The 16,134-nt window shown below is 62.6% G+C and carries 16 protein-coding genes; 1 reads left to right on the top strand and 15 read right to left on the bottom strand.

The annotated features are described in order from the left end of the window. Positions 1-205 precede the first annotated feature (205 nt). The 8 genes from rpsO to rimP all read right to left on the bottom strand — a co-directional run bounded on the left by rpsO (position 206) and on the right by rimP (position 8,900). The gene (gene rpsO / locus NKL04_RS21545; protein ID WP_280790898.1) at positions 206-580 is read right to left on the bottom strand and encodes a 30S ribosomal protein S15; all 375 of its coding nucleotides are present in this window, start codon (positions 578-580) and stop codon (positions 206-208) included. Positions 581-674: 94 nt separating this feature from the next. After that, positions 675-1,769: a magnesium/cobalt transporter CorA gene (gene corA / locus NKL04_RS21550; protein WP_352724361.1), complete on the bottom strand. Its 1,095-nt coding sequence runs from the start codon at positions 1,767-1,769 to the stop codon at positions 675-677. 44 nt (positions 1,770-1,813) lie between these two features. Further along, positions 1,814-2,785, bottom strand: coding sequence for a tRNA pseudouridine(55) synthase TruB (gene truB, locus NKL04_RS21555; RefSeq protein WP_023699463.1), 972 nt, complete (start codon positions 2,783-2,785; stop codon positions 1,814-1,816). Continuing rightward, complete coding sequence (rbfA, locus tag NKL04_RS21560) at positions 2,785-3,204, bottom strand: 30S ribosome-binding factor RbfA (protein ID WP_023692585.1); 420 nt, start codon at positions 3,202-3,204, stop codon at positions 2,785-2,787. The genes truB and rbfA overlap by 1 nt, the downstream gene beginning before the upstream one ends. Before the next feature lie 161 nt (positions 3,205-3,365). Further along, positions 3,366-5,927, bottom strand: coding sequence for a translation initiation factor IF-2 (infB, locus tag NKL04_RS21565; RefSeq protein ID WP_023699462.1), 2,562 nt, complete (start codon positions 5,925-5,927; stop codon positions 3,366-3,368). Further along, entirely contained in the window at positions 5,924-6,574 is a 651-nt protein-coding gene (locus tag NKL04_RS21570; protein ID WP_023669556.1) for an RNA-binding protein, read from the bottom strand. The genes infB and NKL04_RS21570 overlap by 4 nt, the downstream gene beginning before the upstream one ends. A 38-nt stretch (positions 6,575-6,612) precedes the next feature. Continuing rightward, positions 6,613-8,208, bottom strand: a complete 1,596-nt coding sequence (gene nusA, locus NKL04_RS21575) for a transcription termination factor NusA (RefSeq protein WP_023699461.1) — start codon at positions 8,206-8,208, stop codon at positions 6,613-6,615. 47 nt (positions 8,209-8,255) lie between these two features. Next, on the bottom strand, positions 8,256-8,900 hold the full coding sequence (gene rimP, locus NKL04_RS21580) for a ribosome maturation factor RimP (RefSeq protein ID WP_023699460.1): 645 nt from the start codon (positions 8,898-8,900) through the stop codon (positions 8,256-8,258). 335 nt (positions 8,901-9,235) lie between these two features. Here rimP and NKL04_RS21585 point away from each other — a divergent pair, with 335 nt between their 5' ends. After that, the gene (locus NKL04_RS21585) at positions 9,236-9,400 is read left to right on the top strand and encodes a hypothetical protein (RefSeq protein ID WP_023669553.1); all 165 of its coding nucleotides are present in this window, start codon (positions 9,236-9,238) and stop codon (positions 9,398-9,400) included. Between the two features lie 42 nt (positions 9,401-9,442). On the opposite strand, the gene trmB is transcribed toward NKL04_RS21585, so the two are convergent. The 7 genes from trmB to ybeY all read right to left on the bottom strand — a co-directional run bounded on the left by trmB (position 9,443) and on the right by ybeY (position 16,120). Next, positions 9,443-10,144, bottom strand: a complete 702-nt coding sequence (gene trmB, locus NKL04_RS21590) for a tRNA (guanine(46)-N(7))-methyltransferase TrmB (protein ID WP_023699459.1) — start codon at positions 10,142-10,144, stop codon at positions 9,443-9,445. Between the two features lie 140 nt (positions 10,145-10,284). Beyond that, positions 10,285-11,550 (bottom strand): methionine adenosyltransferase, encoded by a 1,266-nt coding sequence (gene metK / locus NKL04_RS21595; RefSeq protein ID WP_023669551.1) that lies wholly within the window; start codon positions 11,548-11,550, stop codon positions 10,285-10,287. 222 nt (positions 11,551-11,772) lie between these two features. After that, the gene (locus tag NKL04_RS21600) at positions 11,773-12,192 is read right to left on the bottom strand and encodes a helix-turn-helix domain-containing protein (RefSeq protein WP_023669550.1); all 420 of its coding nucleotides are present in this window, start codon (positions 12,190-12,192) and stop codon (positions 11,773-11,775) included. Between the two features lie 137 nt (positions 12,193-12,329). Further along, the gene (gene lnt / locus NKL04_RS21605) at positions 12,330-13,922 is read right to left on the bottom strand and encodes an apolipoprotein N-acyltransferase (protein WP_023699458.1); all 1,593 of its coding nucleotides are present in this window, start codon (positions 13,920-13,922) and stop codon (positions 12,330-12,332) included. Between the two features lie 77 nt (positions 13,923-13,999). Next, complete coding sequence (locus NKL04_RS21610; RefSeq protein ID WP_023699457.1) at positions 14,000-14,470, bottom strand: VOC family protein; 471 nt, start codon at positions 14,468-14,470, stop codon at positions 14,000-14,002. Positions 14,471-14,490: 20 nt separating this feature from the next. After that, on the bottom strand, positions 14,491-15,585 hold the full coding sequence (locus NKL04_RS21615) for a hemolysin family protein (protein WP_023699456.1): 1,095 nt from the start codon (positions 15,583-15,585) through the stop codon (positions 14,491-14,493). A 28-nt stretch (positions 15,586-15,613) separates the two neighbouring features. Continuing rightward, entirely contained in the window at positions 15,614-16,120 is a 507-nt protein-coding gene (gene ybeY, locus NKL04_RS21620) for an rRNA maturation RNase YbeY (protein WP_023692587.1), read from the bottom strand. Positions 16,121-16,134 lie beyond the last annotated feature (14 nt).

Raw genomic sequence — 16,134 nt, forward strand, 5'->3', positions numbered from 1 at the left:
TCGGGCAGCCACGGGCAAGACAACGGGAAGCTCGGGTAGATTTCGGCGCTGGTTAGCGCACGAGCGTCCTGCAATCCTGCCCCATGACCGTCCATGGGCGGTTTCGAGTGGCCTCTGCACGCTCGAAACCGGGTCTGGCCAATCGGTGCGACTGGCAGAATGCGCGACCGGCGGGCTCTCCTTCGAAAGCCCGCCGGTCAATTCGTCAACGGCGCAGACCGAGCTTCTCGATCAACGTCTGATAGCGCGCGTCATCCTTGCGCTTGAGATAATCAAGCAGGCTGCGGCGCTGGGAGACGAGAGCGAGCAGACCACGGCGGGAATGGTTATCCTTCTTGTGGTCCTTGAAGTGGTCGGTCAGGTTCTTGATGCGCTCGGAAAGGATGGCCACCTGGACTTCCGGAGACCCGGTATCGCCCTTCGCGGTTGCGAATTCACCCATCAATTCCTGTTTGCGCTCGGCAGTAATCGACATCGTGTTTTTCCTTATCTGTTTGAGGAAACGGGTCGCCCTCAGCCGGGATGTCGTCCAGCAGGGGCCGGTGCAAGCAAAGCGACATGGCGCGATGCTGCGGCGCATATAGGGCAATTCCCCGGAAAACACCAGCCCATTCATAAAGCCGGCTTGTCGCAGCCCTTTGCTCGGGTATCCAGGATTCCCTGACACCGAAACCTTACAGCCACTTCTTGCTTTTGAAGAAGACGATCAGCCCGACAGCAACGGCCAGCATGAACAGCAGCGAAGCCGGGTAGCCATAGTAGGCTTTCAGTTCCGGCATGTTCCACGGCGAGATCTCGGGATCGAAATTCATCCCCCAGATACCGACCAGGAAGGTTAGCGGCATGAAGATCACCGAGACGATGGTGAGATAAGAGATGACGTCGTTGGTGCGCGCCTGGCTCAGCGACAAATGCATTTCGATCAAGCCGGTCAGCATATCACGCTGGTTCTCGACCAGCTCGATCAGCCGCAATGCGTGGTCGAGCGTGTCGTTGAAGAAGATTTTCGTCTCCGGCTTCACATAGGGCACGTCGTTGCGGATCAGCGTCGCCAGCGCGTCGCGCATCGGCCACAGCACGCCCTTGAGCACATTGGCGTCGCGCCGCAATTCGTGTAGCTGGCGCATCTGATGCTTGTGAGGCGTGTTGAGCATCTCGTCCTCGATGCCATCGACCTCCTCGCTAGCGGCCTCAATCGGCGGGAAATAGCTGTCGACGATGGAATCGATGAGCGCATAGGCCAGATAGTCGGCGCCGCGGATCCGCAAGCGGTTGGGCAACGCTGCGGCGATGCGCTTGCGCACGGGGTCGAACGGATCGCCTTCGCGCTCCTGGAAGGTGACGACGAATTTCTTGCCGAAGAACACCGCGATCTGCTCATAGCGATGCACCTTGACGTCGTCGATCATGCGCATGACGACGAAGGCGTGGTCCTCGAAGAAGTCGACCTTCGGCCGCTGGCCGGTGTTGACGACATCCTCCAGAGCCAGCGGATGCAGGTTGAATATCCGGCCGATCTCCTCGATCAGCTGGATGTTGGCGAGACCGGTGCAGTCCAGCCAGACAACCGGCCAGTTGTCGCAATGGTTGTTGAGATCGTCGATGCTGGCATCGTTGATGGTCTTGAATTTTTCAGGCGAAATCAGCGTCAGCCGCAGCTCGGACCGTCGCGCCGCCGGATCGGCGATCAGCGTGCCGGGCGAGGCGCCAACCGGCGGCCGGCGCGTTGTCACCGGCGCCCGCTTCTTCACCGCCTCAGCCTTTGCCATGTGCCCCTCGGATGTGACGTCGACGTAAGACTAGACGAGAGTGGTCAGCCGACAAAGACCCGCTTCGGCTTGAACATGCCTTGCTCGATGGCGCCGATGGCGACAAGCTTGCCGCGCGCGGTGGCGCAGGCTTCCTCGGCTTCCACGGGCGCGTCGCGGCCGCGGATGATGACGGGATTGCCAAGGCGGATCTTGGTCGCCGCTTCGTCGCTGATGGCGATCTGGGGCAGGCAGTCGAGCGCGGCGGCCGTGTCGACAAGCAGCGCATCGATGGCGCCAAAGTCGATCGGCGCGTCGGCAACATCGGCGTCGCCCTCTTTGTCAGCTTCGCGCTGTTCGCCGAAACGGGCGGCTTCCAGTTCGGCGACGGTGACGAAATCCTCCTGGGTGAACGGCTCGACCTCGACCCTGCGCAATTCGGCGATGTGGCCGAAGCAGCCGAGGTCGCGGCCCATGTCGCGGGCCAGCGAGCGCACATAGGTGCCTTTGCCGCATTCGACCTCGAACAAAGTGTGGTCGGCAGCGTGCTCGACGATGTCCAGACGGCCGATCTCGATCTCGCGCGCGGGGATGTCGACTGTCTCGCCCCCACGGGCGAGATCGTAGGCGCGTTCGCCTGATATCTTGATGGCCGAGAATTGCGGCGGTGTCTGCATGATGACGCCGGTGTAGTTCGGCAGCAGCGCCCTGACATCTTCTTCCGCCGGACGGCGGTCGGAACTTTGCGTCACCAGGCCTTCGAGATCGTCGGTCGAACGCTCCTCGCCCCAAGCGACGGTGAACCGGTAGATTTTGGCGCCGTCCTGCACATAAGGCACGGTCTTGGTTGCCTCGCCCAGCGCGATCGGCAGCATGCCAGAGGCCAGCGGGTCGAGCGTGCCGGCATGGCCGGCCTTTTCGGCCTGGAAAAGCCATTTGATCTTGGAGACGGCTTCGGTCGAACCCATGCCAACCGGCTTGTCCAGCACCACCCAGCCGGAGATCGGCCGGCCCTTCTTCTTGCCGCGGCGCCCCACTATTTCTCGTCCTTGTCGTTGTCTTCGCCATCGGTACCCAAGTCTCGCGCGACTTCCGGCGATTTCAGCAAATCGTTGATCCTGGCGAAATTGTCGAAGGACGTATCGAGCTTGAAGCGGAACTCCGGCATGAACTTCATCTGGCGGAGCGCGCCGGAGACGCGGCCACGGACGAACTTCGCGTGCTTGTTGAGCGCGTCGATGACCGCACCCGTGTCCTTGGCGCCGAGCGGCGAAACGAAGGCCGTTGCGACCCTCAGATCAGTGGACATACGCACTTCCGAGACCGAAACCACGGTGTTCTCGATCAGCGGGTCGATAATCTCGCCGCGCTGCAAGGTTTCCGACAGCGCATGGCGCACCTGTTCGGCGACGCGAAGCATGCGCTGGGATGGGCTGGAGGCGGTTGGACGGGGCATTTTTCTCAATCCGGAAAGCGTGAGGCGCGGGATGGGACCGTGCCGCCATGTCTCATATTTGTTCTATGCATGTCGTTTATCCCGCACTTTTGGGCGACAGGCATTAATGTTAGGGCGGCGGTCTTTCGACCACCGCCCGGTCGTATCGACAGTATGCGAACTCAGAGCGTCCGGGTCACCATCTCGACGCGGAAGCACTCGATGATGTCGCCGACGCGCATGTCCTCGTAGTTCTGGAAGGCCATGCCGCACTCCTGGCCGCCCGGAACTTCCGCGACTTCATCCTTGAAGCGCTTGAGGGTCTTCAGCGTACCTTCATGGATGACGACGTTGTCGCGGATCAGGCGCACGCCCGCTCCACGCTCGACCTTGCCTTCGGTGACACGGCAGCCGGCGATCTTGCCGACCTTGGTGATGTCGAAGATCTCGAGGATCTCGGCATTGCCAATGAAGGTCTCTCGGCGTTCCGGCGACAGCAGGCCGGAAAGTGCTGCCTTCACATCATCGACGAGGTTGTAGATGATCGAGTAGTAGCGGATTTCGATGCCCGCGGCCGCCGCGGCCGCACGTGCCTGCACGTTGGCACGGACGTTGAAGCCGATGATCGCGGCCCCCGAGGTCTCCGCCAGCGACACGTCGCTTTCGGTGATGGCGCCGGCGCCGGCATGAACGATGCGCGCACGCACCTCGTCGGTGCCAAGCTTGTCGAGAGCGGCGTTGATCGCCTCGATCGAACCCTGCACGTCGCCCTTGATGACCAGCGGGAATTCCTTCAACCCGCTCGTCTGCAGCTGCGACATCATCTGTTCGAGCGAGCCGCGCTGGCCGGCATGGCGAGCCACTGCCTTCTCGCGCGCCAGACGCTGGCGATATTCGGTGATCTCGCGGGCGCGGGCCTCGTTGTTGACGACAGCGAAGCGGTCGCCGGCTTGCGGCGTGCCCTGCAGGCCGAGCACCTCGACCGGCATAGCCGGCGGCGCCTCCTTGATCTGCTCGCCACGGTCGTTGACCAGAGCGCGCACCCGGCCCCACTCATTGCCGGCGACGAGGATGTCGCCCGGCATCAAAGTGCCGGTCTGCACCAGTACGGTGGCGACGGGGCCACGGCCCTTGTCGAGCTGGGCTTCGATGACCACGCCCTCGGCGGTACGGTCCGGATTGGCCTTGAGGTCGAGGATTTCGGCCTGCAGCAGGATCGCTTCCAACAGCTTGTCGAGGTTGGTGCCCTTGGTCGCCGACACTTCGACGTCCAGCACTTCACCGCCCATCGATTCGACGAACACCTCATGGCGCAGCAGTTCCGACCGCACCTTCTGCGGATCGGCATCATGCTTGTCTATCTTGTTGATCGCCACGATGATCGGAACGCCGGCCGCCTTGGCATGGCTGATCGATTCGATGGTCTGCGGCATGACGCTGTCGTCGGCCGCCACCACCAGGATGGCGATGTCGGTCGCCTGAGCGCCGCGGGCGCGCATCGCCGTGAAGGCGGCGTGACCGGGCGTGTCGATGAAGGTGATCTTCTGACCGTTCTTCTCGACCTGGTAGGCGCCGATATGCTGGGTGATGCCGCCGGCTTCGCCGGAGACGACATTGGCATTGCGGATGGCGTCGAGCAGCGAGGTCTTGCCGTGGTCGACATGGCCCATGATGGTCACGACAGGCGGCCGCGACACCAGGTCCTCGGCATTGTCGGCAATGTTGAACAGGCCTTCCTCGATGTCGGACTCGGCGACGCGGCGGACCGTGTGGCCGAATTCGGTGGCGACCAGCTCGGCCGTGTCGGCGTCGATGATGTCGCCCGGCTTCAGGATCTGGCCCTGCTTCATGAAGTACTTGACCACATCGACAGCGCGCTCGGACATGCGCTGCGCCAGTTCCTGGATGGTGATGGTTTCAGGCAGGATCACTTCGCGCATAACCTTCTCGCGCGGCTCATTGTGCATCGCGCGCTTGAATTTTTCCTGGCGGCGACGCATCGACGACAGCGAGCGGGCGCGCGCGTCCTCGTCGGAAAGAGCCGTGTTGAGGGTCAGCTTGCCGCGACGACGGTCTTCCTCGGCCTTGGTCGGCTTGGCCGGGCGCGCCACTTCGGGCGTAACCGGACGGCGTACCGGGGCGCCGGCGGCGGTGCGCTTCGGCTTGACCTCTTCCTCGTCGTCCGATGCCACAAGCTCGGCAGCCTGCGGCGCGCGGCGGCGCGCTTCTTCCTCGGCGCGGCGGCGGGACTCGGCCTCGGTCTGCAGGCGGGCTTCTTCCTCGGCCTGACGGCGCGCGGATTCCTCGCGCTCGCGCTTGCGGCGTTCCTCATCCTCGTTGCGGCGCTTGGCCTCTTCGATGGCGCGTTGGCGGTCCTCGACGTCGCGAACCTTGGAGCCTTCGAGCGCCCTGCGGCGCGCTTCCATTTCATTGCGCGACAGTTCGTTCAGCACCATGCCGCCGCGTTCGGCCGGGGGCGGCGGAGGCGCCTTGGGCGCTTCCTGCACGACGGGGGCTGCCACTACCGCGGGCTTGGGCGTAAATACGGGTGCAGCCACCGGCTCCGGCTTGTCGCCGGGCATGGAGAATTTGCGCTTCTTGATCTCGACCTGGACCTGCTTGGTGCGGCCATGCGAGAAATTCTGTCGCACGACGCTCTGCTCGGTACCGGGGCGCTTCAGCGTCAAGGTCTTCTTCGGTGTAACACTCAACGTCTTGTCGTCGCCCGATTTCGTATCGCTCATTCCATATCCTCTGCAGCATCATCTTCGTCAGCAACGGCCGCAAGCATTGCCAGATCGTCGGGGGTTCCGCCCCGATATCGGTCGAGCGCAACCATGCGCCTCTCAACCGCCTTGCCCGCGTCTCCCGCGAGAACGGCAGCATGTATCACATTTGTACCCCCCAATGCCAAGCTCAACTCGGCCTCGGAGAAAAGTTTGTAGGCAAGGACTGCAGGCCCGCCGAGGTGGACAGTTGCCCGCCGCGCCTGACTGATCTTGCGCACGCCATCGTCGGATGCCTCGGTCGCGTGGAGCACGAAAAGCGCCAACCCCGAGCGCACCGCGCTCTCGACCTTGGTTGCGCCGAGTGCGATCGAGCCAGCCTTGCGGGCAAGGCCAAGCATACCCAAAGCGGATCGTGCAAGCAGTCCGTCGACCATGCCGCCGAGATCGGGCGGCACGACGACCTGCGCCTTGAAGGCGCGGGCAAACAGGTTCTTCGCCGCCGCCTTGTCGATATGTAGGCGGTCGGCGCTCACCCAACAACCACGGCCGGGCAGATTTCTCTTCAGGTCAGGAACGACGGCCGAATCCGGGCCGACGACGAAACGGATCAGCTCATCCGGCTCGGCTTGCTTGCGCGTGACGATGCAGGTGCGATCGTTCATCTCGTCCTGGGGCGGGTTGTGTGCGATGCGGTTTCACCTCACGCACCAACGGCTTCGTCAGCCGGGACCTGTTCGGCTGCAAGCTCGTCTTCTGTGATCCAGCCGGCCTTGAGGCGGGCTGCCAGAACCATCTGCTCGGCGTCGGCGCGCGACACGCCGTGATTGGCGAGCACACCCGGGAATACCTTGGTCTCGCCGTCCTTGCGTTCCTTCCAGCCGGTCAGGTCGTCGGCGGCATAGCCGGCGAAATCCTCGATCGTCTTCACGCCATCCTCGCCGAGCGTCACCATCATGGCGGTGGTGACGCCAGGGATCTCGCGCAGTTCGTCGGTGACGCCCAGCGCCTTGCGCTTGTCGTCATGCTCGGCTTCGATCTTCTCCAGATATTCGCGGGCGCGGGTCTGGATCTCCGAAGCGGTGTCTTCGTCGAAACCGTCGATCGAGGCGATCTCGCCCGAATCGACGTAGGCAACTTCCTCGACGCTGGTGAAGCCTTCGGAGGCCAACACCTGGCCGACCATCTCGTCGACATCAAGGGCTTCCATGAACAGCGACGAGCGTTCGACGAATTCCTTCTGGCGGCGCTCAGACTCCTCGGCCTCGGTCAGAATGTCGATGTCCCAGCCGGTGAGCTGCGAGGCAAGACGCACGTTCTGGCCGCGACGGCCGATGGCCAGCGACAGCTGGTCGTCGGGAACCACCACTTCAATGCGCTCGGCATCCTCGTCGAGCACGACCTTGGCGACTTCCGCCGGCTGCAGCGCGTTGACGATGAAGGAGGCGGCCGAAGGCGACCACGGAATGATGTCGATCTTTTCGCCCTGCAATTCGCCGACCACGGCCTGGACGCGGCTGCCGCGCATACCGACGCAGGCGCCGACCGGATCGATCGACGAGTCACGCGAAATGACGGCGATCTTAGCGCGCGAGCCTGGGTCGCGGGCGACCGACTTGATCTCGATGATGCCGTCATAGATTTCCGGCACTTCCATGGTGAAGAGCTTGGCCATGAACTGCGGATGGGTGCGCGACAGGAATATCTGCGGGCCGCGCTGTTCGCGGCGCACGTCGTAGACATAGGCGCGGACGCGGTCGCCGTACTTGTAGTTTTCACGCGGGATCAGCTCGTCGCGGCGGATAATCGCCTCGCCACGGCCGAGATCGACGATGACGTTGCCATATTCGACGCGCTTGACGGTGCCGTTGACGATCTCGCCGATGCGGTCCTTGTATTCGTCATACTGGCGGTCGCGCTCGGCCTCGCGCACTTTCTGCACGATGACCTGCTTGGCTGACTGGGCGGCGATGCGGCCGAAATCCACTGGCGGTAGCTGTTCGGCGATGAAGTCGCCAAGCTGGGCGTCCGGATTGCGCTCGCGGGCCGAGGAAATGGCGATCTGGGTGGCGTAGTCGTCGACCTTCTCGACCACTTCCATCAGCCGCTGCAGCTTCATCTCGCCGGTGTTGGCGTTGATGTCGGCGCGGATGTTGGTTTCCTGGCCGTAGCGCGAGCGCGCGGCCTTCTGGATCGCATCAGCCATGGCGGCAATGACGATCGACTTGTCGATCGACTTTTCACGCGCCACCGCGTCGGCGATCTGCAGCAGTTCAAGTCTGTTGGCGCTTACAACCATCTTATTTCTCCCGAGCTTGTTGCCGAGCTTTTAGGCCCGGCCGCTCATCATAGTTCCTGTTCGATTTCGTCTTCCGCGCCGCCTTCAGCACCTTCGGGTGCGTCATCAGGTTCGCCGCGGCGTTTCTTGGCTTCCTTGCGTTCCCGGTTGTCCTTCGAAAGGGCATCGCGAATAAGGTCGTCGGTGAGGATCAGCCGCACATCGGCGATCGCGTCATAAGGAATGCGAACCGTCGGCTCTTCGCCGTAGGCGGCCTTGTCGCGCTCGAGCAGCATGTCGTCTTCGCCGGCTTCGGCGATCTTGCCCTTGAAGCGCTTGCGGTCGGCGACCGGCACCGAGGTTTCCATCTTCACAAGATGGCCGGTCCAGGTGACGAAATCCGACTTGCGTACCAGCGGCCGGTCGATGCCCGGCGACGACACTTCGAGATGATAGGCCTTCTCGATCGGGTCATCGACGTCGAGCGCCGGCGACACAGCGCGGCTGACCTCTTCGCAATCCTCGACGGTCATGGTGCCGTCCTCGCGTTCGGCCATGATCTGCAGCGTCAGGCCGTTCTGGCCCGACAGATGCACCCGCACGAGGCGGAAGCCAATGCCTCGCAACACCGGCTGAACGATCAGCGCGATGCGCGCATCGATACCGCTTTCGCGGATGATGCGGTCGTCGGCTTCGCTTGCCGTTGCAGTCATGCGGTTCCTGTCGTTCTCTGGATCAGGATGATCGTCGTCCCGAACCATCTCTTTGCTGATGGCTGACCGGCAGGTAATAAAAAAGAGCGGGACCGGGTGGACCCACTCTTCGTCATACCGACCAAGAATTTGAGGCTGATATAGACGATCCCGGCCGGTGTTTCAAGTCTGTTGACGGGCCGGGCAGAGTGCAGCCGGGGACGGCTGGCAGGATTGCGCGCGGCGCATGCCGGCTATGCGGTAACGGCCCTGTGATCCCGGATTTCACATCCCTATCTATGTTGCACTGCACAAATCAAAGATGAGCGCGCGGTGGCGCGCGAAAGGTCAAGACAATGAGCAACCGTACCGTGTTTTCCGCCATAGGCGACGCCTTTGCCCTGTTCGGCAGCGCCGTTGCCGCCTCGCGGGCCGTCGAAGCCGGCCGCAAGCCGCGCGCCAACGATCTGCGCCGGCTCGGCATGGACCCGACCGCTTTCGGCAAGATCGGCCGTTTCTGAAGCCAGACCGGCTGTCGATGCGGGACACTTTCCCGCATCGAACTATTTTCTGATGAAGGTGAGATAGGCCGGCCGTCGGCCCTCGCGAATGGCTTTTGCCTCGTAGCGTGTGCCCGGCCAGCCTTCATAGGGCCGATGCCAGTCGGCCCCATCTTGCACCTGCCAGAGGAGCCCGCCATGCGCCCGACAGTGCAACAAGGTCCAGTTCACATAGGTGTCGATGTCGGATGCGAAGCGGAATTTTCCGCCCGGCTTCAGCACGCGCGCGAACCGATCGAGGTTGAGCGGGCTGACAAAACGCCGCTTCCAGTGCTTTTTCTTCGGCCAGGGATCGGGGTAGAGCAGATCGATGCCGTCGAGCGACGCCTGCGGCAACCAATCGAGCAGGCGCGTGGCGTCGTCGTCATAAACGCGAAGATTGGCAAGCGGCTTTTCCCGCACCGCCATCATCAGCTTGGCCATGCCGTTGACGAACGGCTCGACACCGATGAAGCCGGTCGCCGGTGCCTCCGTGGCACGGTGCAGCAGATGCTCACCGCCGCCGAAGCCGATTTCCAGCCGAACCGTTGAAACATCCGCTGAGAATAGCGCGCGCAATTCTGCCGGTGCCTGGACGGAGAGGTCGAGGCCATAGGCCCCAAGACCGCTTTCCAGCGCCGCCGCCTGCTGCGGGCGAATGGTCTTGCCGTGCCGGCGGCCGAAGAACCCTTCGGTCGCCCGGCTCCGCCTGTCCTGTGGATCCATGGCTTGGTTCGCGCGCCGCGCTTAGATTGAGATGAGATTTGGGATTGAGATGAGATTTGGCTGAAATCTCATCTCAATCTAATCCTTTGTTGGAGCATGATCTTTTCCAAAAAACCGGTACCCACTTTTTGGAATCATGCCTAAGCAGCGATCGCGTCCTTGAGCGCCTTGGCCAGATCGGTCTTTTCCCAGGAGAAGGACCCGTCTCGGCCGGCCTTGCGGCCGAAATGGCCGTAGGACGAGGTCTTTGCGTAGATCGGCTTGTTGAGGTCGAGATGCCTGCGGATGCCGGATGGCGACAAATCCATCACCGTGCGCAGCGCTTCCTCGAGCTTGGCCTCGTCGACCTTGCCGGTGCCGTGCAGGTCGACATAGACCGACAGCGGCTGGGCAACGCCGATGGCGTAGGACAGCTGGATGGTGCAGCGGTCGGCGAGCTTGGCCGCCACTACATTTTTGGCGAGATAGCGCGCCGCATAGGCGGCAGAGCGGTCGACCTTGGTGGTGTCCTTGCCGGAGAAGGCGCCGCCGCCGTGCGGGGCAGCACCACCGTAGGTGTCGACGATGATCTTGCGGCCGGTCAGGCCGGCGTCGCCATCCGGCCCACCGATGACGAACTTGCCGGTCGGGTTGATGTACCACATGCAATCGTCGGCGATCTTGAGGTCGCCGAGCGCCTCACGGATGTAAGGCTCAACGACCTTGCGGACCTTCTTGGAATCCCAGGTCGCGTCGAGATGCTGCGTCGACAGCACGATCTGCGTCGCTTCGGCGGCTTTGCCATCGACATAGCGAACGGTGACCTGGCTCTTGGCGTCGGGTCCGAGCTTGCCGGCTTCGCCGTTGTTTTCGTGACGGGCAGCGGCGAGCAGTTCGAGAATCTTGTGGCTGTAATAGATCGGCGCCGGCATCAGGTCCGGGGTCTCGCGGCAGGCATAGCCGAACATGATGCCCTGGTCGCCGGCACCCTCTTCGCCCTGGCGGTCGGCGGCGTTGTCGACTCCCTGGCCGATGTCGGGCGACTGGCCGTGCAGCAGAACCTCGATCTTTGCCGTCTTCCAGTGGAAGCCGGCCTGCTCGTAGCCGATTTCGCGGATCGCCTTGCGGGCGACCGACTTGAACTTGGCCGGGTTGACGACCGAATGCCCGGCGGCGTCCTTGAGGATGTTGCCGGCTTTGTCCCGCTTCAGCAGAGTATCGGGAACCCTTACTTCGCCGGCGATGACGACGCGGTTGGTGGTTGCGAGCGTCTCGCAGGCGACGCGGACTTTCCATGGGTCCATGCCGGTCTTCTTGGCCTCGCGATAGACCAGATCGACGATCTCGTCCGAGATGCGGTCACATACTTTATCGGGATGACCCTCGGCCACGGATTCCGAGGTGAAGAAGTAGTTCTGCCGCGTCACGGGTGTCCCCTCTTGAAAAAACGATCGGCAGGGCTGCCGATTTTGGCGCGCCACGTGTTAACGGTGCCGGGCGCCGCTCGTCAAGCGGTGCCGCGGTTCTGGCATGAGTGTCGCAGCAATATATCTTGTACCACCGGCGGCTTGGCAACGCCGGCAGTCGAGCCTCTGGGCTACTCGGGCCCAGGGGATTACTGGGGCCAATGGGTCAATTGACCCACCGAATCACTCGGCATCTTCGGCAGAAAGGGACTTCACAAGGTCGATAATCCGGCGGCGCACCTTCACATCCGCGATCTTGACGAACGCGCGGTTGAGCTGAAGCCCTTCCGGACTGCCGCAGAATTCGACGGCGAAAGCCATCGAAGTGTCCTCGGCAAATCCTCTATTACCCACCGGCTCCTGCCCTGGCGCATCCTCGAAAAAGAAGGCGACAGGCACGCTGAGTATCGAGGCTATTGCCTGCAGACGGCTGGCGCCGACGCGATTCGTTCCTTTTTCATATTTTTGGATCTGCTGAAACGTAATACCGAGATTTTCACCAAGCTTTTCCTGGCTCATTCCAAGCATATTGCGCCGAAGGCGGACGCGACTTCCGACATGGATGTCGATCGGATTCGGTTTCTTCTTGTTTTCTTCTGTCATTTTTTCCTCGCCGAATTTTTCCGGCCTTTTCTATTTTTCTCGCCCAAACGAAGCCGGAGCCAACTGCCCCAACAGAAACACCAACCGACTTCGAGAAAATTAGGCGGTAACAGTATGAGTTTCTAATGTGTCGACTGTCAATTCACCCGTAGCCGTTGCCTTACGTTCAAGCTGAGGGCGATTGCGGCAAACACCAACATGATCAGCATTCCGTTAATGCGCCGCCCCGCGGCGGAAATGAAGGCTTGGCCGGAGATCGGCACCCGCACGTCGATGGCGCCACGTGCATCGACCGCCAATGCGTCGACGATGCGTCCCCGCGTATCGACAACGGCGGAAATGCCGTTGTTGGCGGCGCGCAACAGCGGCAATCCGTTTTCCACCGCGCGAATCTGAGCCTGCCTGAAATGCTGGTACGGCCCGGGCGTGTCGCCGAACCATGCGTCGTTGGTGACGTTCACAATAAGCTGGGATGACGTTGCGTCAACAGCCACAAGATCAGGAAAGATCACCTCGTAGCAAATAAACGGCAAGGCGCTGATGCCGCCGGGCAAAGCGATCGGATGGCGCTCGTTGCCGGCGGCGAAGTTCATCGGCCCGGCGACGAGCTGTCCGATGCCGAAGCGGCTGAGCAGACCGGAAAACGGCAGATACTCGCCGAACGGCACCAGATGGACCTTGTCGACGGCATCAGCGATTTCGCCCTTGTCATCGATCGCCACCACCGAATTGTAGTAGCGGCTGTCGGCATCCGCCCCGGATCCGCGCTCCTCGCGCACGACGCCGGCAATCAGCATCTGACCAGGCTGCAGCATGTCGCCGAGCGCGGTCAGCGCGTCCGGACGCTCGGTGAACAGGAACGGTACCGAGGTCTCCGGCCACAGGATCAACTGCGGTTTGTTATGGCCGGGATCGGGCGCTGCGGCCGACAGGCCCATCATCGTGGCGAAGATGCGGTCGCGCACCGAAGTGTCCCATTTTTCGCTGAGGTCGACATCCGGTTGCACGATACGGACATCGAGAGTGCGGGTTGCCGGCTTGTCGGGGGTCGCGAGCCTGACATAGCCGAAGCCGGCATGGGCGGCGACGAGAATGGCAAGCAGGACCACACCGAGACGGACATGCCGGCGTGCTGCAAGCAAGGCCGGCATGGCGAAGACAAAGACCGCCAGCGCGTTCATGCCGACCATGCCGGTCACCGACACGCTTTGCATCAACAGCGGCACGGGCATCGCCGCATACCCGACGGCATTCCAGGGAAAGCCGGTGAACAGGAAGCCGCGCAGCCATTCCGTCAGGCCAAAAGCAAAGGCAAGGGCGGCAACGCGGCCAATATCGTTGGTCCATAACAGCCGCGCGACGACGGTGGCGAAGCCGTAGAAAAATGCCAGCGCCAAAGGAATGCCGACGACAGCGAAGGGTAAGGCCCAGGCGAAACTGTCGGCCTCGACCAGAAGCGCCTCGCCGATCCACCACAGGCCGGCGAGGAAATAGCCGAAACCGAACCACCAGCCGATGGCAAAAGTCGGCCGCAGGCGCCTGAGCCAGCCGTCGGAAGCCTCGCCGGTGGCGCCGTCGAGCAGCCAGACCAGCAGTGGAAACGAGACGAAACAGACGGCGAAGAAATCGTAAGGCGCCTGGGCGAGCACCGCCAGCGCCCCGGCAAGAAACGCCACCAGCGCGCGCCGCCAGCCCCAAAGCAGAATTATCCGGCCGGCAAGGCGCTCCATACAGACTTCCCAGGTCGCGCGAATCAGGAGCCAAGATTTATCAGATTTATTGAAACGCGAACCGGCCGATCGCTGGGCTATCGGTGCCATCCCTCGATGGTGAGCCCGCTCAGGTGCTCGGCCTCCTCGCGCGGCACGGTGCGCAAGGTCTGGGTGAAGGTCCAGACATGGCCTTCGGGGTCGCGCGCCCGATACTGCCGTTCGCCGTAGAAATGGTCGGCAGGCTCCTCGACGATTTGGGCTCCAGCCGCCATTGCCCGCTCACAATGCACGTCCAGGCCGTCTTTCAGACGCACACAGACCGACTGAGTGTTCTTGCCGCCGACGCTTACCGGACTGGCAATATGATCGGCCCATTCGGAATCGACGATGATGTAGCCGTCGCCAAAGCGCATTTCGGCATGGACCAGCCGTCCGTCGGCGTCGCTGACCACCATGCTCGGCTCGAAGCCGAAGGCCGTTTCGAGCCATTTCAATGCGGCTCGCGGGTCCTTGTAGAAGACACCCGAGCCAAAGGTTGAGTGCTTGAAGGGATCGTCGATCGTCATCGGCCGGGCAACGTTCTGTCCTAGGCCTGCTCGGTGCGGGGGGCGGTCACGCGGCGGCGACGCTCGCCCTTCTGGTTCTGGACGATGCGCACCCGCTTGACGCGGCGCGGATCGGCGTCGAGCACGTGGAATTCGAAGCCGGGGATGGCTTGCACAACCTCACCACGCGCGGGCACGCGGCCCAGCGTGTTGAAGATCATGCCGCCGATCGTGTCGACATACTCGCCATGCTCGCCGGCGGTAAAGTCCTCGCCGATCATCTTGGCGACCTCGTCGATCTCGGCCTTGCCGTCGACGACGAATACGCCCTCGCCGGTCTGGGTGATCAGCGGCTCGTCCTCGTCATGCTCGTCCTCGATATCGCCGACGACCATCTCGACGATGTCTTCCAGCGAGGCGAGACCATCGGTGCCGCCATATTCGTCGATGACCAGCGCCATCTGGGTTCGCGTCGTCTGCATATGGCCCATCAGGTCGGAGGCAAGCATCGATGGCGGCACGAAAAGCACCGGGCGGATCAGATTGAGGTCGCCGATGGTGCGGCCGAGATCGACCTGGGCGAGGTTGAGAAGCGTCGTTGCCGGCGTCTTCCTGGATGTTCTGCCCTTCTTGACGCGGGCAACCTTGGTGATGTGGGCTAGCACGTCGCGGATGTGAACCATGCCGCGCGGATCGTCGAGCGTCTCGGAATAGACCGGCATGCGGGAATGGCCGGACTGCTCGAACAGACCGAGCAGATCGCCCAACGTCGTGGTGATCTCGACGGCCTCAATATCGGCGCGCGGCACCATGACGTCCTCGACGCGTACCTCGCGCAGGCGCAATATGTTGTTGAGCATGGCGCGTTCGCCGGGCGAGAAAGACCCGGCATCGCTGGTCGTTTCGGCAAGCGCGCCGGCGATTTCCTCGCGCAGGCTGGTGCCGTTCCGCTGCCTGAAAAGGCCCAAGACGCGGTCGAACAGGGACGGACCAGCAGGCGATGGCTCGCTGGCAATACTACCAGAAGCGGGGCTGCCGGAACTGGGACTCGGACTCGATCCCTCTTCCGTCGTATCGGAAGGCTTTGTCGCACTGCCAGCCTCGGGGCGGGCGGCAGTTTCTGGTTTGTCGTTCATCGTCGTCCGGTCAATTGGTCTTTTGTCATTACGTGTAGGGATCGGGAATGGCAAGCCTTGCGAGCGCTGAGCGCTCGATGGCTTCCATCTCCTCGGCCTCTGCATCGGTCTCGTGATCGTAGCCCAGCAAATGCAGCAGGCCGTGGATGACGAGATGGGTGATATGGTTCTCGAAGGGCTTGTCTTCCAGGGCTGCTTCGCGCGCCACCGTCTCGGCGGCCAGCACGATGTCACCCAGCATGGGCGGCAGCTTGCCACCCCTGGGGAACGGAAAAGCAGGGAAAGACAAGACGTTGGTCGCCTTGTCCTTGCCGCGCCAGCCGGCATTGAGGGTACGGATATGGGCATCGTCGGAAAAGACGATGCTGAGTTCGGAAGGACCGGCAGCAGCGGTTTCGGCAAAGGCAGCCGACACGGCGCGATTGACCAGACGCGTCAGCGCCGCCTCATCGGGCCAGTCGCCGGCCCCGACCGACATATCGATCTCGACGGGAACCGAACTATCCCCGCCGCCAGGTCTTATGTCTTCAGGCATGAGCCCGCATCGTC

Source organism: Mesorhizobium sp. C264A (assembly GCF_040324515.1).
Classification (GTDB): Bacteria; Pseudomonadota; Alphaproteobacteria; order Rhizobiales; family Rhizobiaceae; genus Mesorhizobium.

What these genes read in the sequence shown, in the direction of transcription:
- rpsO (WP_280790898.1), bottom strand. Translation starts at nt 580, where the DNA reads ATGCGCCGCAGCATCGCGCCATGTCGCTTTGCTTGCACCGGCCCCTGC.
- corA (WP_352724361.1), bottom strand. Translation starts at nt 1,769, where the DNA reads ATGGCAAAGGCTGAGGCGGTGAAGAAGCGGGCGCCGGTGACAACGCGC.
- rbfA (WP_023692585.1), bottom strand. Translation starts at nt 3,204, where the DNA reads ATGCCCCGTCCAACCGCCTCCAGCCCATCCCAGCGCATGCTTCGCGTC.
- infB (WP_023699462.1), bottom strand. Translation starts at nt 5,927, where the DNA reads ATGAGCGATACGAAATCGGGCGACGACAAGACGTTGAGTGTTACACCG.
- NKL04_RS21570 (WP_023669556.1), bottom strand. Translation starts at nt 6,574, where the DNA reads ATGAACGATCGCACCTGCATCGTCACGCGCAAGCAAGCCGAGCCGGAT.
- nusA (WP_023699461.1), bottom strand. Translation starts at nt 8,208, where the DNA reads ATGGTTGTAAGCGCCAACAGACTTGAACTGCTGCAGATCGCCGACGCG.
- rimP (WP_023699460.1), bottom strand. Translation starts at nt 8,900, where the DNA reads ATGACTGCAACGGCAAGCGAAGCCGACGACCGCATCATCCGCGAAAGC.
- NKL04_RS21585 (WP_023669553.1), top strand. Translation starts at nt 9,236, where the DNA reads ATGAGCAACCGTACCGTGTTTTCCGCCATAGGCGACGCCTTTGCCCTG.
- trmB (WP_023699459.1), bottom strand. Translation starts at nt 10,144, where the DNA reads ATGGATCCACAGGACAGGCGGAGCCGGGCGACCGAAGGGTTCTTCGGC.
- NKL04_RS21600 (WP_023669550.1), bottom strand. Translation starts at nt 12,192, where the DNA reads ATGACAGAAGAAAACAAGAAGAAACCGAATCCGATCGACATCCATGTC.
- lnt (WP_023699458.1), bottom strand. Translation starts at nt 13,922, where the DNA reads ATGGAGCGCCTTGCCGGCCGGATAATTCTGCTTTGGGGCTGGCGGCGC.
- NKL04_RS21610 (WP_023699457.1), bottom strand. Translation starts at nt 14,470, where the DNA reads ATGACGATCGACGATCCCTTCAAGCACTCAACCTTTGGCTCGGGTGTC.
- NKL04_RS21615 (WP_023699456.1), bottom strand. Translation starts at nt 15,585, where the DNA reads ATGAACGACAAACCAGAAACTGCCGCCCGCCCCGAGGCTGGCAGTGCG.
- ybeY (WP_023692587.1), bottom strand. Translation starts at nt 16,120, where the DNA reads ATGCCTGAAGACATAAGACCTGGCGGCGGGGATAGTTCGGTTCCCGTC.